The following is a 24,601-nucleotide window of genomic DNA, read 5'->3' as shown; positions in this document are numbered from 1 at the left end:
TACCAGGGTAAAACTTTTCACTAATAAAGCCATTCCCATATTGATTCAGGATAAATTTATCACAGTCTTAATTTCTCCTATGTTCGCCTTATTAAAAATTGGGGTGAAAGAAGGAATTGACGAGAAAAATGTAGAATGTTAGATGGGAACTGTCATTTACTGGATGCGGATACTTCGATGGATTAAACCAGAATGGTAACTAGGGGGATGGTTGTTTGATTCTTGAGGAAAAGATTGTTGCTGGAAGTCAAGATGATTTTATGGAAGTCCGCTACCTAAAAATAAAAGGTACAAATTTTGAAATAGGAAGGGAATTGGCCCGTATAGGGATTGAAAGGCATGGAGTTAAATTTAATCCAGCGGAACCCAGATACATCTATCAAATGAGTTATTATAAAGAACATTATCCGATTCTATATAACCGGATAATTGGTGTGGAAAGCTTGGCAACTACCAAAGAGAACTTAGACCACTCAACCCTAATGTATTCATCTGGTTTATTCGGATGTTCTGTTGTTTTTTATCCACCAGCTGCTACATATAATCGAAGCCCGATTGTCAGCAGGAACTTTGATTTTACAACCGGGACGGTTTCAGGAAAGGTTCCAAATGGCAGTGAAAAACCTGCACTCTCCCAACCTTATATAATAGAAACTCATCCTGATGAGGGCTATTCTTCTTTATATTTATCAAGCTTTGATCTGCTCAGTGGGGTAATAGATGGCATTAATTCCGAGGGTTTAGTTGTGACAATGCTGGCTGATGATGAAGCGATTGCAAGTTTCCCAATCGATCCATCTTATACTTCACAGGTAGGGCTTAATGAATTGCAAACCTTAAGGATGCTATTGGATACGTGCTCCAATGTGGAAGAAGCAAAGCGGGCATTATATTCTTCAAAACAATATTATGCCTTATATCCTTTACATTACTTAATTGCCGATAGATATGGGAACTCATTTATTTGGGAGATGTCACATGGGCGAAACAGGGAATTTATTTTTGACGGAAATGAAAATATACCGCAGGTTCTCACAAACTTTCCGCTATACCGGTACCAGCCTTCATTTGAGCTGCCATTATCCGGGGAACGCCTTTCAATGTATAACCGTTTTTGCCACCTAACTGAGAGTTTAGCAGCAAACAATAGGCCCTATCATTTGGATACTATTAAAGAACTCCATAAAGGTGTCGCTTTTAATGATACGAGCATCTTAAGAGAATCCAGCTTACCTTCACGTACCTTGTGGCATAGCATATACGATATCCATAATAGTAAACTATCTGTGGATTTTTATGTAGGGGAAGAAGGAAAGAAAATTAAGAGGTCAGGGTATATAGACTTTTATTTATAAGTTTATGGATGACTATATTTGCTGGATATTTATACGGATTCACATATAAATCTGGGATTCAAAGAATATATCAGGATTAAAACACCAAATTAAGGGGTGGTAATTTTTATGCCTTTAGAACAAGAAGTAATGGGTCTATTAATTGGTGGATTTACAATCGTTATGGGGATTGCAATGATAGCGGTTTTGTACCTTTTGATAAAAGAGAAAAGTAAGGGACATTTCTGGATAGTCATGCACCTTTTGCTAGTCTCTGTTTCAGTCTATTTTGCATTAAAGGGCCTGGCTTTTGACTACAATCATCCGATGGCATCGGAAGAGATTTCCCTTCTTATCGGCATTTCCGGAGTCGTGTGGGCGTTCAGTATGATCTGTTTGGTTGCTGCCTGCTTTATTTTTCCAAGGAGAAAGATAAGCTAAACAAGTTCCAAGAGGAGAGGAGAATTTGTGGTTTCCGATATGTTTAATTAAAGCAAAGTAATTTTGAATGAAGAAGAAACGGTGGTGAATAGCGAGTGGAACCTAAATGGCTGGAATGGGCAAAACAGCTTCAATCCATTGCCCAAGCAGGGCTGACATATTCGAAAGATGTGTATGACTTGGAGAGATTTGAATCCATAAGGAATATCAGTGTGGAAATTTTGTCACAGCATACAAATATGGACAGTAAAATGATAAAAGACCTATTTGCAAATGAGACTGGGTATGCAACCCCAAAAGTTGATATAAGGGCCGTAGTATTTAGGGACGATAAAATATTAATGGTGAAAGAAAACGATGATGGAGGTTGGTCGCTGCCAGGGGGTTGGGGTGATATTGGTTTAACTCCAAGTGAAGTGGCAGTCAAGGAAGTGAAAGAAGAATCAGGGTTTGAAGTAAAAGCGAGAAAATTAATCGCTGTACTGGACAGGAATAGCCACCCACATCCGCCTTCTCCCTATCACATTTATAAAATATTCATCCAATGTGAAATCATTGGCGGGCAACCAAAAGAGGGCATTGAAACTGAGGCAGTGGACTTTTTCGCAGAAAATGAATTGCCGCCTTTATCGGTAGCTAGAAATACAGAATCCCAAATTCATTTAGCATTTAAACATTTACATAATCCTGCAGAACCTGTCTATTTTGACTGATTTGCCTTTTTAGTTGTATGGCTGGCATTGATTTTTGTCTTTGGTCATCATGAACAGTATGAATCATGGGAATTGGGTGTAATCTTGCAAGAAGATGAGACGTGGCTAATCGTTGCATGCCCGGGTGATGATATAGCAGTATGGTGTCCAGATTGGTTTTATAATGATTATGAGAAGGATTGACGCATAAAGGAGGAGCACGATGTTTTACGAAAATGTTCAGTCAGTCCTATTAACCTTGCTTTTTTGGTGGATCGCGCTGCTTATTTATCAAAGGCTGGCAAATCGTTATCCAAAAAGGAATACATGGAAAAGGGATATTACATTTACTTTTTTTCAAAGCATACTGGTAATGATTGCATTGCCAGTTTTAACGTATTTCATTGAAAAATTTGATTGAAGAACAAACAAGGGAGAATTTACGGTGACAACATACAGCCATTTTTTAGTATGAGTGTTGACACCTAAAAATTCTCGTGGTATTATTATCTCGAATTAAAGATAATTTAATTAACAATAAAAGTTGAAGTTCTCAAATGCGCATTTGCGGGTGAGAGTAATCTCACTTATGATAGGACACCTTTTTATTTTTTGGAATCTCAACTTAGAGATACTTCAAACAAAGGCAATAAAAGTTTTTAGTGAAGAAGTAGAATACTAAAGCTATTCAAAAAGGAGCTGGAGAAAAATGAGTAAGAAAACGATGGGAATTCACCATATTACAGCGATTGTCGGCCATCCCCAGGAAAACGTCGATTTTTATGCAGGTGTATTAGGACTGCGCCTCGTAAAGCAAACCGTTAACTTTGACGATCCAGGCACATATCATCTTTATTTTGGCGATGAAGGCGGCAAGCCGGGTACAATCATCACCTTCTTTCCGTGGGCTGGGGCATACCAGGGGAAGATCGGCGATGGCCAGGTAGGTGTAACGTCATATGTTGTTCCTGCCGGGGCAATGGATTTCTGGGAAAAGCGGCTAGAAAAATTCAATATCCCTTTTACTAAAACAGAGCGATTCGGGGAGAAGTACCTGCAATTCGAGGATACTCATGGTCTGCGACTCGAAATTGTTGGAAGAGGGCAAGGTGAAACCAACAACTGGACTTTTGGCGAAGTTACGCCGGAAGTAGCGATTAAAGGATTTGGAGGAGCTATCCTGTTTTCTTCCCAGCCGGATAAAACAGCCCATCTTTTAGAACATGTAATGGGACTGGAGTTGGTTGGAAGGGAAGGAGACTTTATCCGTTTCCGTTCAACAGCTGATATAGGGAACATTATTGACCTGAAGGCAACCACGACCGATACTGGCCGCGGGCAAATGGGTGTAGGGACTGTTCACCACATTGCCTGGCGGGCAATTGATGATGAGGATCAATTGGACTGGCAAAACTATGTCGCGTCAAACGGATACCATGTAACCCCTGTACAGGACAGGAATTATTTCAATGCCATCTATTTCAGGGAACATGGTGAAATTTTGTTTGAAATTGCGACAGATCCTCCAGGGTTCGCCCATGATGAATCACAAGAAACAATGGGTGAAAAATTGATGCTGCCTTCACAGTATGAGAAATACCGAAAGCGGCTTGAAGGCCAATTGATTCCATTTGAGGTAAGGAAAATAGACTGAAAGGAATGATTTGATTGCTTTCGATTGATCCATCTGTGATGACGGAAAGAGAAAATTACAAGTTCCTGATAGGAAGCATTATTCCGAGGCCAATTGCGTTCGTTACAACAGCTTCCAAGGACGGTGTACTAAACGGCGCACCCTTCAGCTATTTCAACATTGTTTCTTCCAATCCTCCAATGATATCGTTATCGATTCAAAGACAGGGCGGCAGGCAAAAGGATACGGCTAGGAACATCCTTGAATCGAAAGAATTTGTCGTCCATATTGTCGATGACCAGAATGTTGAGAAAATCAATCAGACAGCGGCAAGCCTTCCTCCTGGTGAAAGTGAAGTAAAGCTGGCCAACCTGACTCCAGTTAAAAGTGAAAAGCTTTCTGTTTCAGGAGTAAAGGAAGCGAAAATCCGAATGGAATGTGTACTTGAACAACATCTGGAGCTGGGCGGTGCGGATTCACCAGGGTGTGATTTCATAATAGGGAAAGTCGTTCAATTCCACATTGAACATGACATTTATGAAAAAGGCAGAATCGATCCGAATGGGTTGGCTGCGGTCAGCCGATTAGCCGGGACGAATTATGCCAAAATAGGAGAAATGTTCTCGATTGAGCGGCCAAAATAGTCTCACCGTGAGGAGGGGGGAAGATTGAATAAAACAACCGGAATTCACCACATTTCTTCAATGGTAAATGATGCACAAAGAACAATCGACTTTTATGCAGGTGTCCTTGGATTACGACTAGTTAAAAAAACGATCAACTTCGACCGCCCGGAAGTGTACCATCTTTATTTTGGAAATGAATTGGGCAACCCAGGGACGATCATCACCTTTTTTCCTTGGGAAAAGCAGTTGAAAGGCCGAGTTGGGTCTGGCCAGGTTGGGAGTACTACATATAGGGTTCCAGTAGGTTCCCTTCTATTCTGGGAAAATCGTTTAAATCAGTTTGGAGTGGAAGCAACGACAAGCATCCGGTTCGGGGAACGGTATTTGCAATTTAGTGACCCGGATGGACTTCGTCTTGAATTGACAGAACGAGATGAGGGACCAAGAAATGAGTGGAGTCATGGAGGAGTCGAGCCCGAAAATGCGATTAAGGGGTTTGATGGCGCGGTCCTTTTATCCAGACAGCCGCATAAAACCACCGATGTCCTTGAGAACATCCTCGGCCTAACATGTATCGGCCAGGAGAATGATTACCTGAGATTTTTTTCTGAGGGGGAACTGGGTAATACCATCGATATTCAGTTGAATCCTTCCGTACGGGGTCTAATGGGAGCTGGAATCGTCCATCATCTCGCCTGGAGCGCCAAAGACGAGGAACAACTCCTGAAATGGAGAGAAATCCTTCAGGATAAAGGATACAATCCGACGGAAATCCGTGAACGAAATTACTTTAAAGCGGTGTACTTTCATGAAGAGGGAGGAATCCTTTTCGAAATCGCAACCGATCCACCAGGGTTTACAGTCGATGAAGATCTTTCCTCTCTTGGGGAAGCATTGATGCTCCCACCTTGGCTGGAGCCGCAAAGAGACGAACTGGAAGCACTCTTGCCTCCCGTGAAGGTAAGGGTATTGGAGGGGGATAAAAAATGAAACATATTTTTAACAAAGGGCAAAATCCTGATGCACCGACATTACTATTGCTGCATGGAACTGGGGGTAATGAACTGGACCTTCTGCCATTAGCAGGTAGAATTAATGACACATCTTCTGTCTTAAGTGTCCGCGGAAATGTCCTCGAAAACGGGATGCCGCGATTTTTCCAAAGACTGGCGGAAGGTGTTTTTGATGAAGAAGATCTTGTTTTCCGCACGAATGAGTTAAATGCATTTCTTGATGAAGCTGCAGAAAAATATGGCTTTGACCGGGACAATATTGTTGCGATCGGCTACTCAAATGGGGCGAACATAGCCGCTAGTCTATTGTTCCACCACCAACATGCGTTAAAAGGAGCAATCCTGCATCATCCTATGGTACCACGGAGGGGCATAGAACTGCCTGATTTGTCAGGTAAGTCCGTGTTTATCGCAGCCGGAACAAACGATCCAATCTGTTCTCCACTGGAATCGTCTGAACTCCTGGCTTTATTGGAAAAGTCGAATGCTAAAGTCGAGCTGCATTGGGAAAACCGCGGGCATCAGCTGACTTCATCAGAAGTTGAAGCAGCTGCGGTATGGTATAAAAAGTTTTTCAGTTAAAAAAAGGGAGCCATTACCTTGGCAAGAGGTAATGGCTCCCTTTTATATGTATAAGTGGGTCTATAGCCTATGCTATTCAAATCAATCGGGCATAGTATGCAAAATAGGAAAAGGTCAAAGGGAAAGGCGTCGTTTATCTAAATGGAGGCCATAGTGTTTATAGACTCAACTTATTTTGGACCCAGTAAAGATGCAATGAAGGCAGGAAAAAAGTTAGGATATTCTATCCATTTAATTTCAAACCGCAGGTCATTACGGGATCTTCCAGATGTGGATCATGTTCATATTATAAAAGAACTTAAAGAGGATTATTTAATTTTGCAAATTGATAAAATTAGGAAAGTGTATGATATCAAAATCATTATTAGCTTTGTTGATTCGTATGTGTACCTGGCAGCTAAATTACACAATGTCTTCTGTATTCAGAACATTTCACACGATGTCATAAAAATAATGCAAAACAAAGTATTAACCAGGGAGTTCTTTCAATCTAAGTCATATTCCCCTTACTTTACTATTATTAAAAAAGAAGACCCAATCAATAAAGTGATGTATAAGATTAAACAAAATTATCCTCTAATACTAAAATCCCCTTCCTCTTCAGGGTCAAAAGATGTTTACTTGGTAAACAACGAAAAACAAATGAAAAACCGAATACATTTTCTTAGAAACAGAAATCCAAATGAAGATTTGATCATTGAAGAATATCTTATGGGGCCCCAATTTATAGTAGAAGCCATTGTATATGAAGGAAATACTCAAATAGTTGCAGTAATTGAACAAACCATCACCCATAATACTAAATTTATCGTGACAGGTTATAGTATAGTCTCTGAAGCCGAAGAAAAGATACACTCGAGTATTACTTTATTTACAAAACATGTTCTCAATGATTTAGGAATAAAGAATGGGAATTGCCATTTAGAATTGCGTTTGGTAGATGGTGTGTGGAGAATTGTGGAAATAAATCCACGTATGTCTGGTGGAGCAATGAATAGGTTACTTTATGAAACCTATGGGTTTGACTATGCTGAACAGATTTTAAAGCTATATAGAGGAGAGCAGCCATCAATAGAAAGGAAATATAGTCTTTGTATTTATGCACATTATATTACAGTAAATTCAATTGGAAAACTTCTATCCGTATCAGGTATTGAGCAGGCCAAGAATTTACCGGGCATAATTGAGGTCTTAATAACTGCTAAAGAGGGTCAAGTTTTGTCTCCCCCCCTTTCAATGGGGCATCGATATGGCATTGTGATAGCAAAAGGAAACTCATGTGATGAAGCGAAGGCTAATGCAATTCGTGCTTCAGAAAAAATCACTTTTGATATGATTCCTATTTCCTAAAATAAACAAGAGGGAGGGATTAATGGAGTGGTTAATTATATTAATAAACCGCAAAGCTCGCTGTACACTATTCTTGAAATGATAAGAGAAAAAAAGGAGGTCATACCCTTCTGTCTTATAACACCAAATGGCAACTTATTTAATACAGTATCAGTTAATGGCCGTTTTGGCACTGTATACTCACCTGTTTTTACAATGAAAGAACTGGATAGAGAAAGTGGATGCCTTGTTTTAAATGTTTTAATACCGGTAGACATGGAGGGATGTCCCGTTGAAATAGGCTCGGACCTGTATTCACTCCTTTTTACAAAGGACCATATTACAATGAATGTGGATTGTTTATGTGGGATTATCCCATTACCGCCTGAACTAATCAATAGATATTTACCCATACCTGAACCTAAATGTAAATAGCCTAAATGATCAGTTATTGATAGGTATTACCGCTAAGGAGCTTTTTGGGGGATATCCCTCAACAATTTGAACGTCATCTCCACATGTATTCTATTTCCTTGCGAAGTTAGGACAAAATTTAGATCAGAAAGACCCCACTTTAATCAAAGTTTTCATATGGATACTCTTTATCTGTACAGTGCTAAATGCGAACCCCTGAACTCTCATCCCATAATCATCGTAATTATTCCAGTATTTTTCATAATAAATTTCTCCTAGTTTTGTTTTAATAAAATGTTTTAACAAATCATGAAGATGTCACTTACAAACTAAAATGCTTACCTGGAAATATGTCCTGGCCACGTTTTAGGTTAAGCATGGCAGAGTATTGTGTAAATCCGAACAGATCGAGGGAGAGTGTGCTAGGGAATAGATGCGGATCCACCAGTCGTTCTCTAGGACCCTAGTTTCAATATTGTTTGATGAATGCTGGCAACGCCTCTTCATTGTAAGAATTCACATTCTCACAAAGCACACGGAAAATTGATGGAATTTTTTAAAGGAGCTATAACTCTATGAGGACAGTTGTATTTATAGGTTTAAAAAAATCTGGCTCGTGCCGGGAAGCGGTCCGAGCGGCTGAGAAGCTTGGTTTTTATACTGTGGTTTTTACAAATCAAATGAAACATTTATCTCAGAGAAATGAATTTCCAGATGTTCATAGAATGATATTCGTTGATCTAAAAGATATAAAAGTTATCAGGGAGAAAGTTAAACACCTACAAACATTAGGGCTTGTGATTGATACTATAGTAAGTTTCATTGATCCCTATGTAAGTACCGCTGCTGATCTTTGTGAACAATTATGCAGTAAAAAAATTTCAACTAAGGCCATTAATAAAATGGAGAATAAAATAGCAACAAGAAGAGCATTGCAGCATACGGAATTTGGTATCAAACATGCCATCTATGACAAACAGGAAGACCTAGGTGCTTTTATGGAAAAACATACGTTTGAATATCCAGTTATTATAAAATCTCCTGGGTCAACAGGTTCAAAAGATGTATTTAAAGCTGAAGATGAAACAGAGCTGGAACGTTATGTAACGAAAATGAGAAAAAAATTTGCCGATACGCCTATTTTGTTTGAGGAATATATCGAGGGGCCACAATATGTTGTTGAAGTGATTGTTCACAATAATCAAGTTCACATTGTCGCAGTGATTGAACAAGAAATCACCCAGGGGGAACGATTTATTATCACGGGATATTCTTTGCTGAGCCAGCTGCATAAGGAGTTATATGACAGTCTATATAATACAGTCAGTTCAATTATTAATACATTGAAATTTACGAATGGCTCATGTCACTTTGAATTACGCCGCCATGAAAACCAGTGGAAGGTTATTGAGATTAACCCCCGGATTTCTGGAGGAGCAATAAATAAGATGATTGAAGTTGCTTACGGTTTTAGCTACGTCGAACAAATTTTAAAGGTTTGGCTCGGGGAGGAACCTTCCCTGAAGCATAAACATGAACGTTTCGTGTTTACACAGTATATTACGATATCTTCAAAAGGAACCCTTCAGAAGGTAACTGGGAAAGAAAAAGCTCTAAAACATAAAGGTGTAGTGGACGTGTATATAAAGCCTAGGAAAGGAGCTTATTTGCAGCGCCCTCTATCAATGGGACACCGTTACGCTTATGTAATGGCAACTGCTTCTGGCAAGGAAGAAGCTAGAAAAATAGCAAAAGCAGCAGCTCGGGAAATTAAATTCCACTTGAACTAACAACTGCTTGGAGGAAAAAACACTTATGATCACAATTGGAATGCTACATTACCGTAAAGAACCAGAGAAGGTTAATAAAGTTTATGCATATGCAGCTGCAGCGAAAATGGAAGGTGTTAACTTTTTTTACTTTACACCCGGTAAAGTTAACTTGGACAAAAAGCAGATTGTAGGACTTTTTTATGAAAATGGCAGGTGGGTTGAACGAGAAGTAGGCTATCCTGATGTCATATTCAATGCAGGAGGTACGCTTACATCCAAGCAGGATGAAATTGTCGATGCACTAGAAAAAGAAATTCCGTTTACTAGCCATGCCATCGGAGATAAAATGAGCGTCTATTATCGGATAAAAAAAAGCGGGAAATTTAGTCAGTATTTAATTCCTTCAGAAGAGGTTGAAAGGATACAAACTATTTTTTTGTACCTGGATAATTATAACTCAATTATTATCAAGCCTGTTTCCGGGGCTAAAGGAGAAGGAATCATATTTGTAGAGAAGAAGGAGGAGAATTACTCCTTAAAAGCAGATGGTATTGAACATAATTTTTCAAAGGAAGAATTTGATGATTGGATTGCTGAACTGCTCATCCGGGATGAAGAATACTTGGTACAGCCGTTTATCCGTTCTGAGACAAAAAGAGGATTAGCGTTTGATTTCCGCCTCCATGTACAAAAGGACGGTCAAGGAAAATGGGTGAATACAGCTATATATCCTCGTATTGCTGATAAAGGTGTCGTTTCTAACATCAGCTATGGAGGCTATACAAGTATTTTAGATGGATTTTTAAGAAAGCAGTTTGATGAAGAATTTTACAATGTTAAACGTTATTTAGAAAACTTTGCTATACAATTTTCCACCCACTTTGACAGTCTATATGATGAGCCGTTAGATGAATTAGGAATTGACATAGGAATAGATGAGAACCAAAAAATTTGGTTATATGAGGTCAACTGGCGCCCGGGTGCACCTGTTCTGTTCTATTTAGAAATGGATATAGCAAAAAGAGCAATAGAATATGCTGTCTATTTAGCAAAACAAAATAGGGCAGGTGAGAACAAATGAAAACGCTGATGTTAGAGGATATCATAACTGCTATAGGAATGAAACCGAAAAAAGTCCATTATGGAGTTTCTATAGTAAATGTCATTCATGATTCGAAACATGCTAAAAATCATGCATTATATTTTCATATCAGGAAAAAGGATATCCTGGATGGGGAAAAGCTGAAAAAATATCATCACCTTTATATCGTGACTGACTCTCCATTTGCCAATATGGAAAAAATGAAGTCTGAGCAAATCCTCATGGTAGAGGATGTAATGAACACGTTCTACATGTTTACTTCCTACTATCGTCATATGTTTAACATCCCTGTTGTTGCAATTACAGGTACTTGCGGGAAAACAACAACGAAGGAAATGCTGAAACATATTCTGCAAACAAATTTTTCTGTCCAGGCTACGATTGGAAATAGAAACAGCAGCTACTTTAATCTCCCTTATCTGATGGGTATTACAGAAAAAACCGATATTGCAGTCATTGAAACAGGGGTAGCAGAGCCAGGTGACATGATAGAAGCATGTAATTATTTTTTTCCAACTATCGGGATCATGACAATGATAGATACAGATCATACGGATGAGTTCCCGTCCTTCGAGGACTATGTTGCTGAAAAAGAGAAGTTAATCCATGGACTTGATGATAAAGGAACAATGATTATCAATATAGATGATCCCCATATTTCTTCTATGGATTTCTCGAATTTTAAAGGGAAAATTGTCACCTATGGCAAAAGTAGAGGTGCAACTTTTCAAATAAAGGAGAGTCATTTTCATAAGTCTGGTATGGAGTTTACCCTGAACTATCAAAAGAAAGAATACATCGCATTTATACCGGGAATAGGTGAACACAATGTATACAATGCAGTGGCTGCGATCGCGGGAGCGGTAGAGGCGGGTATAGATATCACGGCCTCCAAAGAAAGGCTTGCTTCATTTAAACATCTAAGATCTCACTTTGAAATAATCCAAATCGCTAATCAAATCACAATAATAGATGATACATGGAAGTCAAACCCTCCTTCCTTAGAAAATGGACTACGTTTACTGGGGGGAATTTCAGTCCCGCCTCAACGGAAAATTGCTGTCCTGGGAAGAATGGGACCCCTGGGACAATACGCAGATGAAAAATATAAAAATGTGGGTCGCTTACTGGTTGAAATAGGGGTAAATAAACTTATTACCAAGGGTTTTATTGGAAAAGAAATTGCGAAAGCTGCTCTTTTAGCAGGCATGGCTAAGCGGGACATCCACCATTATACGGATATAGAGGATATTAAATCTTTATTGGACAAAATTCTTCAACCCAATGATATTGTTTATTTTAAAATTTGGAGAGACGACTCATTTGGGGTTGTCATTAAACACTTAAGAAATAAAAATTAAACTTTTTAAAGTGTGCATTGCATAAAAAATGTAGTGCACCTTTTTGTTTAATAGAAGGAAAAAACTGGCGCTCTAAAACAGAAAAATTAAGTTCCAACGATTGTTATCCCATAAAGGGCGTAAAGATCGGCAATTTACCATGGTATTGGAGCCGGATGATTGTAGAGAGTACAATCAGAACTGCTGATAGAACATTGGCAGATAAATGAATTAAAGAAATTTCATTCTTAAAAGTGCTCGTATGTTAATAATTACCGAATGTTTTCTTGTTGAATAAATTATAACTCAGTATTATCATGTAGACTGGGATTAGAAATGAACCCTTTAGTTATGAACAATTGGAAGGACGATTAGTTTGACTGTATTATTCGGTACAAAAGAGTATTTTGAACTGGAATTAAAAAATGTTCTTGAAAATCAATGTAATGACACATGCCAATCAGACAATTTAAACGGAGCTTACGAATTATTAGTTAATGAGCTGGCTTACGACTTTATTTGTGATGACGAGGTAAAGGGTAAGCTTATAAAAAACTTGGAATCTGCATTTCAAAAAGTTTCAATAATGGTGTACTAACATAGCTATAGTTAATGATTTATGAAAAATAAAAACAATGCTGTCTTGAAATAGGCAGCATTGTTTTTTCATATTAATCAAGAAATAACATGCTTTTGTGGAAAGGATACAACCTTATAAAATACGAAACTAATAGTGACTAATATCCATGCAGAAAATTGTTTACTCTTCCGGAGTGCACTATTTCCTTTTCTCGCCGGAAACGGAAATTGTTGCTCTTACTGTGTGCAATTTTTAAAAGTTCTTGGTCCCGAGCACGATGCTCCTTATTCCTTCTTTTCGTACTTGAATTCACCCCAAGTATCAATATCTCTCATGAACAACTGCTCATCGCCAAAGTTCAGCACTTCCATCGTCATCGTGGGGCGATTCATTTTCGTTTCCTTGCCATCCTTAAAGAGCTTTTCATTCGTAAACACAATTACCTTCCGGGCGTAATCCCATTCCCATTTCCCGATAAACGCGTTGTCCTTGGAAGGATAAGTATCATTTCCATAACCTTCGTAACGGCCATCTTCATAGAGAACAATCGAAGGCTTTGAATCCTTAAAGCCCCACTTGCCGACAAGTTCCTTCCCATCCTCGGAAATATTTTTGCGGACAGCATCCCGGTCGATTCCTGCCGACTTATCAAGATCCTTCAGATCTTCGGTTGTAATGGTGCCGTCGCCCAATGGAACTGGAGCCATGTCAGATAGTTTTGTGAAAGCTTCGGTCCACATTGCTGACGCTTCAGCAAAATGTGTATCAGCTTTTCGCCACGTTTCATTGTCCTGCTCTGCAAGACCTTTCCGGAGATAGCTTAATCCCTCGTCATAACCTTTGGCCGCTTCAAGATACAAACTATGTATTTCCGTATACTCTGCAGGTGCTTTAATCGCTTTGTAGCCATTTACAGTATCCTGAATCGTTTGGATCTGATCGGCAATCTTCTTGTTCCGATCCTCTGTATCCTTCTCATCCCCAATCAACTGCATGCCTTTGAAGCCATCATTCAACTTTTGGTGAAGCTCACCAATCTTCTTTGGATAGGCTTCCTTCGATACCTCGACAGCCTCAATCTTCGGCTCTTTATACGTATCCGCCCCCGCTGTATTGTCTACTAAGCCGCAAGCTGTCAAAGACGCCACAGCCAGTAAACCAATCGCAAGTATTCTCCAGTTCATTCCTTCCACCCCTTCGTCTTACATCCCTTTTATAATAGAGAAATAGTGTTTAACCTTCAATTAATAGCAGACTATTTTTACAAAATTAGGAACTAATACCTAAACAAACCAAAGAGAATGTTCGCATTTTCCGATGGGGCGACAAGGGTCAAACCGAGATCAGAACAACTTCCTACCTGATGGATATATTCGAATCACACTTAAAAAGCTGTAAGTGACTTTATCCTGAAAATTCAACCCTCAAAGTCCCTTAGGAAGACTATAAGTGACTTTACAGGGAAAAAACATGTGACAAAGTCATTAATAAAGGCTCTAAGTGACTTTGCAGAGAAAAATTGTGTGACAGAGTCATTAATAATAGCTACTACTAGGAGAGAGAAACGTAAATTTATTTTTGGAAATGCCACATCTTCATACCATTGAACACATCCAATTGTACCGCCTCAGTAGGCAAGAAGAATAATTTGTCCATCCCGCCATATTTTTAAATAGAAACAGAAAAGGGAGTGGTAAAGTGGAGAGGAACTTTGATGTGATCGTGGCAGGAGCAAGATGTGCAGGTTCGGCGCTGGCTATTTATCTAGCCAGGGAAGGATTGAAAGTGCTGCTCGTGGACAAGGCTACATTCCCAAGTGACACGCTATCGACGAACACAGTGTTTAACAATACAGTCGCCTTGCTGCGGGATCTTGGTGTGATGGAAGAAGTGATGAAAACCAATCTGACCCCGGTCAGGGCGGTCAAATTTCAATTTGAGGACACCGTCATAGAAGGGCCGGTTCCAGAAGTGGACGGAGAGGAAACAGCCTACTGTATCAGAAGGACGTATCTGGATAACATCCTGCTGCGAAAGGCTGAATCATATGATAATGTCACCGTAATGGAAGGGTTCCGTGTAAACAGTCTAATTATTGACGAAGGCAGTGTTGTTGGAATAAAAGGGAGAGAGGCATCAGGTGAGGACAGAGAGTTCCGGGCCACGCTCATTGTTGGAGCGGATGGAAGAAACTCGGTAGTCCGGAAGCTTGTGGAGAGCGATCAGAAAATGAGCAGCCCCTCAATCATGGCGTTCTACTTTGGGTACTTTTCCGACTTCGAGCATGATGGCATTCCTAAATTTGAGGTTTATAAAAGAGGAGATAACATGGCCATCCTTTTTCCAACAAACGATGGCAACTATGTCGTTACCGCCAATTTCCCATTAACCAACAGAAGACTGATGGCTAAGTTTAAACGAAACCCTGAACATTCGCTTCGGAGGCTGTTAACGGAACACTTCCCAAACACAACTATTGGAGAACGCTTGAAAGCTGCCAGCCTGGTGGAGCCTATCAAGGGGCTGTTAGGATATGAAAATTACTGGTACAAGGGGATGGGCAATGGCTGGGCGCTCGTTGGGGATGCCATCTGCTTCAAGGACCCCGCCATGGCCCAGGGAATCCATGATGCCATTCGCGGCGCCCAAATACTGGCCGGTGTGTTAATAAGAAACAGAGGCTGCTGGGATCGGATTGGAGAAGAGTACCAGCAAGCAATGGAAGCAGAATTCATGGCCCGTTTCTATATGGGATGCGAACTTTCAAAAAATGAACCCGTAACCGAACAGCAGGATGCTGTAAATAAACTGATCAGCAGTAATCCATCCTTAATTAAGAAGTTTCTCGGAATTTATAACTATGCCAATGAACCTGCGGTGTTTGAGCAGGAATTGATGAAGATTTTAAACTAAATTAAAAAATCCGCTTACCATGTGGGGAAAGCGGATTTTTTCTAGAAATTATTGTAAAATAAAGTTGACTTTATGTATAGTTTATTTTACATTAAGTATACAATACTTTACTAATTTTCAGGAGGTGTATAGATGACTTATCAAGAAAAGAAAGGAATCGTTTCATTGATCAGCACCATTCTCATTTTTGCAGCCTATTGCCTTTACATGATTCCGCGGCACCCGGGTGTGGGGCTGGAATCAATGGAAACATTCCGCTACTGGGGTTTCTTCGTCCTCAACCTGACTTTCTTCTCAATTATTGCCCATATTGTTATCAGCATCATTTTTAACATCCTGTTTAGAATAACGACCAATGAAAAGGAACCAAAATTTGAAGACGAACTGGATAAAATGATTGGACTAAAAGCGTTCCGGAATTCTTTCTTTGTTTTTGTCCTAGGTTTTTTAACTGCAATGGCAACGCTCGTCTTTACTCAGCCGTCGCAAATGATGTTTATAATCCTAATCGCTTCGGGATTTCTCTCGGATCTAACTGGTTCCGTTACGAGACTGTATCACTATAGGAAAGGAGTATAACCGTGAGTAAAAAACTTGTCGGCAATCACATACGAAAATTACGATTCAATCATGACGAAATGACTCAGCAGCAATTGGCTGACAAGGTGGGTGTTACAAGGCAAACAATCGTCGCTCTTGAAAAAGGAAATTACTCCCCATCTCTGGAACTCGCTTTCCGCATTGCACACGCCTTTAACCTGCCATTAGAAGAAGTATTCTTTTATGGGGATGAACCAAAGCAATAAATGAGTTACCGTGTTGAATTTATTAGAGAGTAGGGATGGAAATGAATTCAAATAGGAAAGCGGCGAGGCTTGTAGGGGTATGGTTTATTCTCGCATTCGTTACGGCGGTTATTGGCTTGAAATTGTACGATCCAATCCTGATAGGGCCAGACTACCTGGTGAAAGGCGCTGAACATGCCAACCAGATCGTACTTGGTGCGGTAATGGAATTACTGTTAGTCGTTTCAGCGATTGGAACCGCGACAACGATGTTCCCGATTTTAAGAAAATATAATGAAACGATCGCGCTCTGGCATGTTTGCTTCCGATTCCTTGAAGCGATTGTTATTACTGTTGGGGTAATTAGTGTGCTTTCCCTTCTAACCCTGAGCCGTGAATTTGTAGCGGCAGGAACTCCCGACATCGAATCCTATCAATCTTCAGGAATTCTATTAAAAGCTATCCACGACTGGACCTTCATGCTTGGCCCCCTTTTCATGCTGGGAATCAACACAATCATGTACAGTTATATATTTTATAAAACAAGACTCGTTCCAAGAGCTCTATCCATCCTGGGCATGGCGGGTGCAACATCTGTCTTTCTGTGTGCCTTGTTAGTTATGTTCGGTGTCATTGAACAACTTTCAGTTTGGGGTGGCATATTGGCAGTGCCTGTAGCAGCGAATGAAATGATATTGGCTGTATGGCTCATTTTGAAAGGATTTAATGAAGATGCGATTGCTTCCGTAACTAACCAGACACAGAGGGGCATGATAGGTACAAATGTCTAGTATGGTGAAAGAAAACGCAAGGCGAAAACAAGTTACAAGTTCTGTTTTGACCAAAGTTATCGTCAGTGCTCTCATTCGTATGCTAATTGCTATGCGGGCAATGTAAAGAGGTTTCAATTGATTAAAGGTTTTAAAATAGAATCGTTTTGGAGGTATTGCAGGTGAGAGCAGCGATTTATAGTACCTATGGTCCCCCTGAAGTTATGGATATAAAGGATGTCGAACAGCCATCCATCAAGGAACAAGATAGGGTGTTGATTCGTGTACACAGTGCATCCGTCAATACATTAGACTACTTGTATAGAAAGGGGTATTTACCAACAAGGTTGGATAATGGACTAACAAAACCCAAAAATCCGATACTAGGCATAGATGTTGCGGGGACTATTGAGGCTGTCGGTGAAAATGTACGCAAATTTAAGGTGGGTGATCGCGTTTTCGGGAGTTGCTTCGGATCTCATTCTGAATATGTCTCTCCACGTGAGAATTTCCTAAGTCATATGCCGAAAAACATAACTTTTGAGGAAGCGTCTGCTATACCGTGTGCTGCTCAAACTGCGTTACAAGCATTGCGAGATGTAGCACAGGTAAAGGAAGGTCAAAAGGTCTTAATATATGGAGCTTCTGGAGGAGTAGGGCATTTTGCTGTTCAACTTGCAAGTTATTTTGGGGCTGAGGTAACAGCTGTTTGTAGTACCTCCAATTTAAATTGGGTTAAGGAACTTGGGGCACAAAATGTTATTGATTATACCAAGGAAGATTTCACGGATAATGGAAATAAATATGATATTATACTTGATGCAGTTGGGAAACGAACCTTTTTCAGTTGTTTGCACTCTTTAACTGAGGAAGGCCTATATATTACGGAACACCTATTTTTCCCTAAATACCATCCATTTCAATTGATGGTAGGTTCATTAATAGGTCGCAAGAAAGCAAAGATTCATCTTACTAAACCAAATGATAGAGATTTGGATTTCCTAAGGGGTCTTGTAGAGCAAGAAAAATTAAGACCTATTATTGAAAAATGTTATCCTTTAGAACAAATTGTAGAGGCACACCATCACATTGAAAGTGGACGTACAAAGGGGAAGATAGTTCTAAGAGTCATATAGATTACTGTTAGAGTAATTAGTATCCTTTCCCTTCTAACCTTGATCCGGGAATTCGTAGCGGCGGCAGCCCCGGATATTTCATCTTATCAAAGTTCAGGAATTCTTTAAAAAGCTATCCGCGACTGGACCTTCATGCTTGGCTCCCTTTTCATGCTAGGAATTAACGCACTCATGTACAGTTATATTTTTTATAAAACAAAGCTAGTTCCGAGGCCTATTTCCATCCTCGGTATAACAGATGCAGCATCAGTTTTTATATGCGCCCTGCTAGTCATGTTCGGTGTCATCGATCAAATTTCAGTTTTGGGTGGCATATTGGCAGTGCCAGTAGTAGCAAATGAAATGATTTTGGCTGTTTGGCTCATCTCGAAAGGATTCAATGAGGATGCACTAGCTTCTGCTGTTAAACAAGACATCAGTGTCGAGATTGGTGTGAATGTCTAGAATATGTCTGTAAACCGGATTTCACGCACAATCCAAAACCTTAAAGAAGAGGGCTTAAAAGTTAGGGGGATGACCGATCAGTTTTAGCTATGGTCTAGTTGTTTGCATCCCTTTGACGACTATTCCTGCTAAAACACTCCTGCTCATTTTGGCATAAGGCGTACGGTGATTAAAACAATCATCAATAATATCGTGCAGGACCGAAATTTAAATCTGTACGCTGTTCACTGAAAGCATCACCCTGGTGTGAGGGAAGGATTTGCGGAAAAAGGACCATCTAAAGGCTGCAAAGGCCGGTAAAAAAAGGTTAATTATCTATCTAGTTCCCAAATGAGTTTAGCAGCTATAAAGATGTCTCACCTAAAAAAGATGGTGCACTCAAATTCCGCTTTCCCCACACCATGTAAAACCAAATGTTACATTTACAATTTAATACTCACTGTTGGTAAATTAATAAATTGCTATATTATCAAACTATTATTTCAAGTGGTCTGCCATCAAACCGTGGACTTGGGATTCAATAGCCTCAACATGGCTTTCTTCGAAAGTACGGTTGGGATGTGGATTAAACCAATGAATTTCTCCATTGTGGAAAAGTCCTTGATAGTCTTTTCCCTCAACATTCAATTTAAACTGATTACGCTCATGAACTTGATCCTTAAACATTGGCCTTATTTTGAAGTTTTTAAACATAAAGATTTCCTCCTGAGTAGCTTTTTTGAATTTTCCCTAACCGAGATGGCGTTTTCAAATTGTATGCTTAGTAAAGCATTACCTTACCTATATTTGATTCACCTGTCTAGTTCCAATTATTACATGAAGGTTCTTCTTTACGTCTTTACAAACTCGTTCATGAGCAGTAAATCAGGATTTCGCTTAAAAAGTTCATATAACCTTTAATCTAAAGAATGTAGTGTATTTGTGTTTATAGGTTCGGCATGAATTTTCTGGCCCCCAGGAAGAGCCATGTACTAAGGACGAAAGGCATTGTCAAAGCAGGAAGTCCGAATGGCTGAAGCCAAGTAGTTAAACTGGCGATGGACGGAACGGTTAAACAAGCTGCGACAATACCGGTGATAGATGAAAAGCGATTTTCATCCGTCTTATATATGACAGACACAGCTAAAATTGCCAATATAGCATTATAACCATATAGGCCCATATAAATTGGATTGTACTCTCCTCCAAGAAAAAACGATGTCAACAAAGCGAACGCGTTTCCTAATACAGCATAAAGGCCGAGTTTCCATCCGGCTAAAAAAACTGCAACAAAAAGCAGTATTCCTGATAAAGTGCTATGAACGAAAAAAATCTGTCCAATTCCGTTAAATATCGCTTCCGGCCAATCGATTGTTCCGGATATATCCAATTCCCACCGGGAAATATCCTGGGGAACCATATCTATCGTTAAGTGAAAAACGTTTAAACGGTAAGAACTTAGCAAAGTGAACCATGTCAAAATGATAAAAGGAAATGTAAGCACAGGAATTCCCATGTCCTTCATTACCCGCATCAATGCGGCTGTCAAAACCGCTGCAATCCCAGCACCAACAAGAGCAATGATCCAGCGATTTGGCCCTGTCAGGAATATGGCGAGCGCCATCCCCGTCAATACGGAATTGTAACCAAACAGACCTTGATTGATTGTTTGTTCATCCACTCCTCCAATCTTGCCGATAAGGGTTCCAATTAAGCCTGAAATGAAAGCAATGATTCCTAAAGAATAAGAGAAGGTTGTGATGGCCAGGAGCATGATAAGTCCAGAAAGGGCATTTTCAATGAGCATAACTTGAGAAATACCTTTAAGAGATGCAGTCAGAAAAGAAAATAAACTTCTTTCTTTCGATGATTTTTGATTGGCTGTTTGCATGATAATCACCCTTTCGAATCCATATTGCATATTGATTTGCCCGAGGAGCTTTTTCATCGTAAAGCTTCTCTTTTTTTCGTTAGTTGTTAGCCTTCCATATTGTCAAGAAGTTAAAACAAAAATACATACTGTTTTTAATGGGGACTAATCCTTCGACCTTACAAACTTCAAGTAAAAATTTGTTGAAAATAAGAATCTTTTGAAAAAAAGAGGCTTGTATAAATTATGGAAAAGCAGGGGAACATGCTAAAGGTTTTTCCATTTCTTTGTAGCAAAATAAAGTTGAAAGTGGAGGGTATAGCATGCAATTATCACCGCGGGAGATTGACAAGCTCCTGATTGTAGTTGCCGCCGACCTGGCTAGGCGACGGAGAGAAAGAGGATTGAAATTAAATTATCCCGAAGCGGTTGCACTTCTCACCTTCGAAGTATTAGAGGGTGCCCGGGATGGAAAAACAGTTGCCGAATTGATGGAATATGGAGCCACAATTTTGACAAGTGATGATGTAATGGATGGCATCCCAGAAATGCTTGATGACATTCAAGTAGAAGCGACGTTTCCAGATGGTACAAAACTAGTAACGGTACATAGTCCAATTAAATAATAGTGACAGGAGGCAATTGAAATGCAGCCGGGCCAATTATTTTTAAAAGAAGAAGACATTGTTTGTAATGCCGGAAGGGCAACATCCAAACTGACTGTGACAAATACTGGGGACCGCCCTGTTCAGGTGGGGTCACATTTCCACTTTTATGAAATCAATGAAGCTCTTCGATTTGATAGAGATAAAGCACTGGGAATGCGCCTGAACATTCCAGCGGGGGCAGCTGTACGTTTTGAACCAGGGGATGAAAAAGAAATCGAGCTGGTTGATTATGCCGGAGAAGACCGTGTCTATGGTTTCAATAATAAAGTGGACGGTCCAATAGAAAAGGGGTCTAACAAATGAGCTTCAAGATGTCGAGAAAGCAATATGCCCAAATGTACGGACCGACAACAGGAGATTCTATTCGGCTGGCGGATACAAATATTATCATTCAAATTGAAAATGACCATACGACTTATGGCGATGAAGTGGTTTTCGGCGGCGGGAAGGTAATCCGTGACGGAATGGGACAACACCCTCTCGTAACACGGGGTGACGGAATTGCGGATTTGGTCATTACCAATACTGTCATATTGGACTATACCGGTATTTATAAAGCGGATATCGGCATCCGGGACGGGAAAATCGCTGCCATCGGAAAAGCCGGCAACCCGTTGATCATGGATAAGGTTGATATCGTGATCGGGGCTGGAACAGAAATCATTGCCGGTGAAGGAATGATTGTTACTGCCGGCGGAATAGATACTCACGTTCATTTTATTAATCCGACACAGATAAGGACGGCATTAGCTGCGGGCCTTACAACATTGATTGGGGGAGGGACAGGTCCGGCAGCGGGATCAAAAGCGACAACCGTCACTCCAGGTGAATGGCATTTGCACCGTATGCTTGAAGCAGCGGAAGGATTGCCGATAAATGTTGGATTTACTTCGAAGGGACATGCGGCTTCCGAAGAGCCGCTGGCAGAGCAAGTCCGTGCCGGTGCTATCGGTTTGAAAGTTCATGAAGACTGGGGAGCAACGCCTTCTGCCCTCGATCATGCACTAAGGGTGGCTGATAAATATGATATCCAGGTTGCCCTTCATGCGGACACGTTGAATGAAAGTGGTTTTATGGAAAATACGATGGCTGCGATTAAAGACCGTGTTCTTCATATGTATCATACAGAAGGTGCGGGAGGCGGACATGCGCCAGATTTAATTAAATCAGCCAGTTATATGAATATTCTCCCATCATCAACAAATCCAACCCTGCCTTATACCGTGAACACAGTGGATGAGCATTTGGACATGCTGATGGTATGCCACCACTTAAATCCATCTATACCGGAGGACCTTGCATTTGCCGATTCACGTATTAGACGGGAAACCATTGCTGCCGAGGATATTCTCCAGGATATGGGTGTATTCAGTATGACCAGCTCGGATGCACAGGCGATGGGCCGGATTGCCGAAGTGATTTTACGCACATGGCAAGTGGCTGACAAAATGAAAAAACAGCGAGGAACAATGGAAGGCGACAGCGAGCTTTCTGATAATAACCGCGCGAAGCGTTATGTTGCTAAATATACGATTAACCCTGCCATCACTCATGGTATTTCCGAGTATGTTGGTTCGGTTGAAGTCGGTAAAATCGCCGATCTTGTAATTTGGAATCCGGCCTTCTTTGGTGTGAAACCTGAGATGATTCTCAAAAATGGATTTGTTGTCGAAGGCTTGATGGGGGATGCGAATGCGTCTATCCCAACACCGCAGCCCGTTATTTATCGTCCGATGTATGCGCAATACGGAAAAGCTTTATCCAAATCGTCGATCACGTTTATTTCCCAAGCTGCCTTCGATGAGAAAGTCCATGAGAAGCTTGGATTGCAAAAACTGATCCTCCCGGTACGCGGAATTCGGAAACTAACGAAGAAAGATATGAAGCTGAATTCTGAAACTCCTGAAATCACGGTTGATCCGCAAACCTATGAAGTAAGAGTTAACGGAGAATTAATAACATGTGATCCGGTTGACGTGGTACCGATGGGGCAACGATATTTCCTATTCTGAGGTGAAGACAGTGATAGTAGAAAAAATTGTAACGAATGTTGACAAGATGGATAAAGAAGAAATTGAAAAACGTCATATTGAAAAGGTATACCTTGAAAGTGCCCATTTAATGAAACGGATCCAGAGGGTAACGACCGACCATGGCAAGGAAATCGGTATTCGCTTAAAGGAACCACGTGACTTTATCGCCGGTGATGTTCTATATATGGACGAGAAGAATTTAATCATGATCGATGTTTTGTCTGATGATTTAATCGTCATTAAACCGCGCAGCTTGAAGGAGATGGGGACGATTGCCCACCAGTTAGGGAATCGCCATCTCCCCGCCCAATTTGAAGAGAATGAAATGCTTGTTCAGTATGATTATCTTGTAGAGGAATTACTGCAAGACCTTCAGATTCCTTATGAACGTGAAAAGCGGAAGGTGAAAAAGGCCTTCCGCCATATTGGGCACAGCCATGGATAAAAGTCTGCTCTGCTTATTCCAGCTTTGCGACTCTAACTTTCCGACAGGGGCATTTAGTCATTCATATGGACTGGAGACTTATATTCAATCCGACAAAGTGCATGATCAGCAATCATTTACCCGCTGGCTTCGTGCCTATGTAAATGAACAGCTCGTTTATTCTGATGGACTAGCCTGCCGCTTAGTTTACGAAGCACTGGAAAAGAATGATCCCCAAAAAATATGGAAACTGGACCGGATGCTGACTGTGCAAAATTTGCCGCGGGAAACGAGAGATGGCACCCAAAGGGTGGGAGACCGAATGGTACTTCTCGTAAAATCTCTTTATGACATTCCAGTTTTAACTGATTATGCAGAGCGAATCAAACATAACGTATCTTTTGGTCATCCAGCGATTGTATTTACGATTGTGGGCCACCATCTCGGTGTGCCATCATCGACGACTATTTTGTATTATTTATATTCGACTGTTTCAAGCCTTGTGCAAAATGCAGTCCGGGCCATACCGTTAGGCCAAACAGCAGGCCAGAAAACGATTCAGGAGTTTCAAAGAGTATTAACAGAAGCCACGGACAAGGTCGAGGCAATGGATGAAGACGACTTTGGCATTGTCTCCCCCGGCCTGGAACTCTCGCAAATGCAGCATGAACGTGTGAATATCCGGATTTTCATGTCTTGATTAATGATTAATAGATGAAAG

Annotated in this window: 28 protein-coding genes; 25 read left to right on the top strand and 3 right to left on the bottom strand. The window is 40.4% G+C overall.

From position 1 onward, the window contains the following. Positions 1-215: 215 nt before the first annotated feature. The 14 genes from A8F94_RS16840 to A8F94_RS16775 all read left to right on the top strand — a co-directional run bounded on the left by A8F94_RS16840 (position 216) and on the right by A8F94_RS16775 (position 12,876). Positions 216-1,355 carry a carcinine hydrolase/isopenicillin-N N-acyltransferase family protein gene (locus A8F94_RS16840; protein ID WP_066202863.1) on the top strand — a complete coding sequence of 380 codons (1,140 nt, stop codon included), beginning with the start codon at positions 216-218 and terminating at the stop codon, positions 1,353-1,355. Positions 1,356-1,463: 108 nt separating this feature from the next. Then, positions 1,464-1,775, top strand: coding sequence for a hypothetical protein (locus A8F94_RS16835; protein WP_066202861.1), 312 nt, complete (start codon positions 1,464-1,466; stop codon positions 1,773-1,775). 95 nt (positions 1,776-1,870) lie between these two features. Next, entirely contained in the window at positions 1,871-2,488 is a 618-nt protein-coding gene (locus A8F94_RS16830) for an NUDIX hydrolase (RefSeq protein ID WP_066202858.1), read from the top strand. Between the two features lie 202 nt (positions 2,489-2,690). Next, complete coding sequence (locus A8F94_RS16825) at positions 2,691-2,888, top strand: hypothetical protein (RefSeq protein WP_066202855.1); 198 nt, start codon at positions 2,691-2,693, stop codon at positions 2,886-2,888. A gap of 288 nt (positions 2,889-3,176) precedes the next feature. Beyond that, positions 3,177-4,121 (top strand): ring-cleaving dioxygenase, encoded by a 945-nt coding sequence (locus A8F94_RS16820; protein WP_066202851.1) that lies wholly within the window; start codon positions 3,177-3,179, stop codon positions 4,119-4,121. Between the two features lie 14 nt (positions 4,122-4,135). Beyond that, a complete protein-coding gene (locus A8F94_RS16815) occupies positions 4,136-4,744 on the top strand; it encodes a flavin reductase family protein (protein ID WP_066202850.1) in 609 nt (202 codons plus the stop codon). A gap of 24 nt (positions 4,745-4,768) precedes the next feature. Continuing rightward, entirely contained in the window at positions 4,769-5,716 is a 948-nt protein-coding gene (locus A8F94_RS16810) for a ring-cleaving dioxygenase (RefSeq protein WP_066202848.1), read from the top strand. Beyond that, complete coding sequence (locus A8F94_RS16805) at positions 5,713-6,321, top strand: alpha/beta hydrolase (protein WP_066202846.1); 609 nt, start codon at positions 5,713-5,715, stop codon at positions 6,319-6,321. The genes A8F94_RS16810 and A8F94_RS16805 overlap by 4 nt, the downstream gene beginning before the upstream one ends. A gap of 153 nt (positions 6,322-6,474) precedes the next feature. Continuing rightward, on the top strand, positions 6,475-7,671 hold the full coding sequence (locus A8F94_RS16800) for an ATP-grasp domain-containing protein (RefSeq protein ID WP_175384452.1): 1,197 nt from the start codon (positions 6,475-6,477) through the stop codon (positions 7,669-7,671). A gap of 27 nt (positions 7,672-7,698) precedes the next feature. Beyond that, positions 7,699-8,085 carry a CotY/CotZ family spore coat protein gene (locus tag A8F94_RS16795; protein WP_066202838.1) on the top strand — a complete coding sequence of 129 codons (387 nt, stop codon included), beginning with the start codon at positions 7,699-7,701 and terminating at the stop codon, positions 8,083-8,085. Between the two features lie 554 nt (positions 8,086-8,639). Further along, positions 8,640-9,854: an ATP-grasp domain-containing protein gene (locus tag A8F94_RS16790; protein ID WP_066202835.1), complete on the top strand. Its 1,215-nt coding sequence runs from the start codon at positions 8,640-8,642 to the stop codon at positions 9,852-9,854. A gap of 25 nt (positions 9,855-9,879) precedes the next feature. Further along, the gene (locus tag A8F94_RS16785; protein ID WP_066202832.1) at positions 9,880-10,917 is read left to right on the top strand and encodes a YheC/YheD family endospore coat-associated protein; all 1,038 of its coding nucleotides are present in this window, start codon (positions 9,880-9,882) and stop codon (positions 10,915-10,917) included. Next, positions 10,914-12,299, top strand: coding sequence for a Mur ligase family protein (locus A8F94_RS16780; RefSeq protein ID WP_066202829.1), 1,386 nt, complete (start codon positions 10,914-10,916; stop codon positions 12,297-12,299). Before A8F94_RS16785 ends, A8F94_RS16780 begins: the two co-directional genes overlap by 4 nt. A gap of 355 nt (positions 12,300-12,654) precedes the next feature. Beyond that, on the top strand, positions 12,655-12,876 hold the full coding sequence (locus A8F94_RS16775; RefSeq protein ID WP_066202827.1) for a hypothetical protein: 222 nt from the start codon (positions 12,655-12,657) through the stop codon (positions 12,874-12,876). Between the two features lie 266 nt (positions 12,877-13,142). Here the strand turns inward: A8F94_RS16775 and A8F94_RS16770 are convergent, their stop codons facing one another. Next, on the bottom strand, positions 13,143-14,042 hold the full coding sequence (locus A8F94_RS16770; protein ID WP_066202825.1) for a DUF3994 domain-containing protein: 900 nt from the start codon (positions 14,040-14,042) through the stop codon (positions 13,143-13,145). 514 nt (positions 14,043-14,556) lie between these two features. Here A8F94_RS16770 and A8F94_RS16765 point away from each other — a divergent pair. From A8F94_RS16765 to A8F94_RS26230, 6 genes are all read left to right on the top strand, one after another. After that, complete coding sequence (locus A8F94_RS16765) at positions 14,557-15,771, top strand: NAD(P)/FAD-dependent oxidoreductase (RefSeq protein WP_066202823.1); 1,215 nt, start codon at positions 14,557-14,559, stop codon at positions 15,769-15,771. A 132-nt stretch (positions 15,772-15,903) separates the two neighbouring features. Then, positions 15,904-16,350, top strand: coding sequence for a hypothetical protein (locus tag A8F94_RS16760; RefSeq protein ID WP_066202821.1), 447 nt, complete (start codon positions 15,904-15,906; stop codon positions 16,348-16,350). Positions 16,351-16,352: 2 nt separating this feature from the next. Next, on the top strand, positions 16,353-16,577 hold the full coding sequence (locus A8F94_RS16755; protein ID WP_066202818.1) for a helix-turn-helix transcriptional regulator: 225 nt from the start codon (positions 16,353-16,355) through the stop codon (positions 16,575-16,577). Between the two features lie 41 nt (positions 16,578-16,618). Beyond that, a complete protein-coding gene (locus A8F94_RS16750; RefSeq protein WP_066204025.1) occupies positions 16,619-17,347 on the top strand; it encodes a DUF4386 domain-containing protein in 729 nt (242 codons plus the stop codon). Positions 17,348-17,508: 161 nt separating this feature from the next. Then, a complete protein-coding gene (locus A8F94_RS16745; protein ID WP_066202815.1) occupies positions 17,509-18,462 on the top strand; it encodes an NAD(P)-dependent alcohol dehydrogenase in 954 nt (317 codons plus the stop codon). A gap of 114 nt (positions 18,463-18,576) precedes the next feature. Continuing rightward, positions 18,577-18,906 (top strand): DUF4386 domain-containing protein, encoded by a 330-nt coding sequence (locus tag A8F94_RS26230; protein ID WP_302621321.1) that lies wholly within the window; start codon positions 18,577-18,579, stop codon positions 18,904-18,906. 477 nt (positions 18,907-19,383) lie between these two features. On the opposite strand, the gene A8F94_RS16735 is transcribed toward A8F94_RS26230, so the two are convergent. Together A8F94_RS16735 and A8F94_RS16730 are read right to left on the bottom strand one after the other, a co-directional pair. Further along, complete coding sequence (locus A8F94_RS16735) at positions 19,384-19,599, bottom strand: DUF5342 family protein (protein WP_066202809.1); 216 nt, start codon at positions 19,597-19,599, stop codon at positions 19,384-19,386. A gap of 232 nt (positions 19,600-19,831) precedes the next feature. Continuing rightward, positions 19,832-20,833 carry an urea transporter gene (locus A8F94_RS16730; RefSeq protein ID WP_254660883.1) on the bottom strand — a complete coding sequence of 334 codons (1,002 nt, stop codon included), beginning with the start codon at positions 20,831-20,833 and terminating at the stop codon, positions 19,832-19,834. Between the two features lie 245 nt (positions 20,834-21,078). Between A8F94_RS16730 and A8F94_RS16725 the strand changes: the two genes are divergently transcribed. From A8F94_RS16725 to A8F94_RS16705, 5 genes are read left to right on the top strand one after another with little or no spacing between them, the layout of a single operon-like run. Beyond that, positions 21,079-21,381, top strand: coding sequence for an urease subunit gamma (locus A8F94_RS16725; RefSeq protein ID WP_066202806.1), 303 nt, complete (start codon positions 21,079-21,081; stop codon positions 21,379-21,381). A gap of 21 nt (positions 21,382-21,402) precedes the next feature. Next, entirely contained in the window at positions 21,403-21,726 is a 324-nt protein-coding gene (gene ureB, locus A8F94_RS16720; RefSeq protein WP_066202804.1) for an urease subunit beta, read from the top strand. Then, positions 21,723-23,435 (top strand): urease subunit alpha, encoded by a 1,713-nt coding sequence (gene ureC / locus A8F94_RS16715; RefSeq protein WP_066202800.1) that lies wholly within the window; start codon positions 21,723-21,725, stop codon positions 23,433-23,435. Before ureB ends, ureC begins: the two co-directional genes overlap by 4 nt. A gap of 10 nt (positions 23,436-23,445) precedes the next feature. Next, on the top strand, positions 23,446-23,901 hold the full coding sequence (ureE, locus tag A8F94_RS16710) for an urease accessory protein UreE (RefSeq protein ID WP_066202797.1): 456 nt from the start codon (positions 23,446-23,448) through the stop codon (positions 23,899-23,901). Further along, positions 23,894-24,580, top strand: a complete 687-nt coding sequence (locus A8F94_RS16705) for an urease accessory protein UreF (RefSeq protein WP_066202795.1) — start codon at positions 23,894-23,896, stop codon at positions 24,578-24,580. The genes ureE and A8F94_RS16705 overlap by 8 nt, the downstream gene beginning before the upstream one ends. Positions 24,581-24,601: the final 21 nt, after the last annotated feature.

The sequence above is a fragment of the Bacillus sp. FJAT-27225 genome (assembly GCF_001685025.1).
GTDB lineage: Bacteria > Bacillota > Bacilli > Bacillales > Cytobacillaceae > Bacillus_D.
The sequence above is the reverse complement of the archived record's forward strand: the minus strand, read 5'-3'. Positions and strand labels throughout refer to the sequence as shown.

What these genes read in the sequence shown, in the direction of transcription:
- A8F94_RS16835 (WP_066202861.1), top strand. Translation starts at nt 1,464, where the DNA reads ATGCCTTTAGAACAAGAAGTAATGGGTCTATTAATTGGTGGATTTACA.
- A8F94_RS16825 (WP_066202855.1), top strand. Translation starts at nt 2,691, where the DNA reads ATGTTTTACGAAAATGTTCAGTCAGTCCTATTAACCTTGCTTTTTTGG.
- A8F94_RS16820 (WP_066202851.1), top strand. Translation starts at nt 3,177, where the DNA reads ATGAGTAAGAAAACGATGGGAATTCACCATATTACAGCGATTGTCGGC.
- A8F94_RS16805 (WP_066202846.1), top strand. Translation starts at nt 5,713, where the DNA reads ATGAAACATATTTTTAACAAAGGGCAAAATCCTGATGCACCGACATTA.
- A8F94_RS16790 (WP_066202835.1), top strand. Translation starts at nt 8,640, where the DNA reads ATGAGGACAGTTGTATTTATAGGTTTAAAAAAATCTGGCTCGTGCCGG.
- A8F94_RS16785 (WP_066202832.1), top strand. Translation starts at nt 9,880, where the DNA reads ATGATCACAATTGGAATGCTACATTACCGTAAAGAACCAGAGAAGGTT.
- A8F94_RS16780 (WP_066202829.1), top strand. Translation starts at nt 10,914, where the DNA reads ATGAAAACGCTGATGTTAGAGGATATCATAACTGCTATAGGAATGAAA.
- A8F94_RS16770 (WP_066202825.1), bottom strand. Translation starts at nt 14,042, where the DNA reads ATGAACTGGAGAATACTTGCGATTGGTTTACTGGCTGTGGCGTCTTTG.
- A8F94_RS16760 (WP_066202821.1), top strand. Translation starts at nt 15,904, where the DNA reads ATGACTTATCAAGAAAAGAAAGGAATCGTTTCATTGATCAGCACCATT.
- A8F94_RS16750 (WP_066204025.1), top strand. Translation starts at nt 16,619, where the DNA reads ATGAATTCAAATAGGAAAGCGGCGAGGCTTGTAGGGGTATGGTTTATT.
- A8F94_RS16735 (WP_066202809.1), bottom strand. Translation starts at nt 19,599, where the DNA reads ATGTTTAAAAACTTCAAAATAAGGCCAATGTTTAAGGATCAAGTTCAT.
- A8F94_RS16730 (WP_254660883.1), bottom strand. Translation starts at nt 20,833, where the DNA reads ATGAAAAAGCTCCTCGGGCAAATCAATATGCAATATGGATTCGAAAGG.
- A8F94_RS16725 (WP_066202806.1), top strand. Translation starts at nt 21,079, where the DNA reads ATGCAATTATCACCGCGGGAGATTGACAAGCTCCTGATTGTAGTTGCC.
- ureB (WP_066202804.1), top strand. Translation starts at nt 21,403, where the DNA reads ATGCAGCCGGGCCAATTATTTTTAAAAGAAGAAGACATTGTTTGTAAT.
- ureC (WP_066202800.1), top strand. Translation starts at nt 21,723, where the DNA reads ATGAGCTTCAAGATGTCGAGAAAGCAATATGCCCAAATGTACGGACCG.
- A8F94_RS16705 (WP_066202795.1), top strand. Translation starts at nt 23,894, where the DNA reads ATGGATAAAAGTCTGCTCTGCTTATTCCAGCTTTGCGACTCTAACTTT.